Annotated in this window: 2 protein-coding genes; both read left to right on the forward strand. The window is 42.9% G+C overall.

Annotation, left to right across the window (positions count from 1 at the left end):
- Positions 1-356, forward strand: a 356-nt coding sequence (locus ACOTYN_RS26295) for a GNAT family N-acetyltransferase (RefSeq protein ID WP_332950004.1), incomplete at its 5' end; no start/stop codon positions are given.
- A 130-nt stretch (positions 357-486) separates the two neighbouring features.
- Positions 487-1,317, forward strand: coding sequence for an oxacillin-hydrolyzing class D beta-lactamase OXA-1 (locus ACOTYN_RS26300; protein WP_001334766.1), 831 nt, complete (start codon positions 487-489; stop codon positions 1,315-1,317).
- Positions 1,318-1,472 lie beyond the last annotated feature (155 nt).

Genomic DNA, 1,472 nt, shown 5'->3' on the forward strand with positions numbered 1-1,472 from the left:
TGAATGGAGAGCCGATTGGGTATGCCCAGTCGTACGTTGCTCTTGGAAGCGGGGACGGAAGGTGGGAAGAAGAAACCGATCCAGGAGTACGCGGAATAGACCAGTTACTGGCGAATGCATCACAACTGGGCAAAGGCTTGGGAACCAAGCTGGTTCGAGCTCTGGTTGAGTTGCTGTTCAATGATCCCGAGGTCACCAAGATCCAAACGGACCCGTCGCCGAGCAACTTGCGAGCGATCCGATGCTACGAGAAAGCGGGGTTTGAGAGGCAAGGTACCGTAACCACCCCATATGGTCCAGCCGTGTACATGGTTCAAACACGCCAGGCATTCGAGCGAACACGCAGTGATGCCTAACCCTTCCATCGAGGGGGACGTCCAAGGGCTGGCGCCCTTGGCCGCCCCTCATGTCAAACGTTGGGCGAACCCGGAGCCTCATTAATTGTTAGCCGTTAAAATTAAGCCCTTTACCAAACCAATACTTATTATGAAAAACACAATACATATCAACTTCGCTATTTTTTTAATAATTGCAAATATTATCTACAGCAGCGCCAGTGCATCAACAGATATCTCTACTGTTGCATCTCCATTATTTGAAGGAACTGAAGGTTGTTTTTTACTTTACGATGCATCCACAAACGCTGAAATTGCTCAATTCAATAAAGCAAAGTGTGCAACGCAAATGGCACCAGATTCAACTTTCAAGATCGCATTATCACTTATGGCATTTGATGCGGAAATAATAGATCAGAAAACCATATTCAAATGGGATAAAACCCCCAAAGGAATGGAGATCTGGAACAGCAATCATACACCAAAGACGTGGATGCAATTTTCTGTTGTTTGGGTTTCGCAAGAAATAACCCAAAAAATTGGATTAAATAAAATCAAGAATTATCTCAAAGATTTTGATTATGGAAATCAAGACTTCTCTGGAGATAAAGAAAGAAACAACGGATTAACAGAAGCATGGCTCGAAAGTAGCTTAAAAATTTCACCAGAAGAACAAATTCAATTCCTGCGTAAAATTATTAATCACAATCTCCCAGTTAAAAACTCAGCCATAGAAAACACCATAGAGAACATGTATCTACAAGATCTGGATAATAGTACAAAACTGTATGGGAAAACTGGTGCAGGATTCACAGCAAATAGAACCTTACAAAACGGATGGTTTGAAGGGTTTATTATAAGCAAATCAGGACATAAATATGTTTTTGTGTCCGCACTTACAGGAAACTTGGGGTCGAATTTAACATCAAGCATAAAAGCCAAGAAAAATGCGATCACCATTCTAAACACACTAAATTTATAAAAAATCTAATGGCAAAATCGCCCAACCCTTCAATCAAGTCGGGACGGCCAAAAGCAAGCTTTTGGCTCCCCTCGCTGGCGCTCGGCGCCCCTTATTTCAAACGTTAGACGGCAAAGTCACAGACCGCGGGATCTCTTATGACCAACTACTTTGAT

The sequence above is a fragment of the Enterobacter cloacae complex sp. IR5458 genome (assembly GCF_049238025.1).
GTDB lineage: Bacteria > Pseudomonadota > Gammaproteobacteria > Enterobacterales > Enterobacteriaceae > Enterobacter > Enterobacter kobei.

Excerpts from the sequence above, each read along its gene's own strand:
- ACOTYN_RS26300 (WP_001334766.1), top strand. The coding sequence starts at position 487 with ATGAAAAACACAATACATATCAACTTCGCTATTTTTTTAATAATTGCA.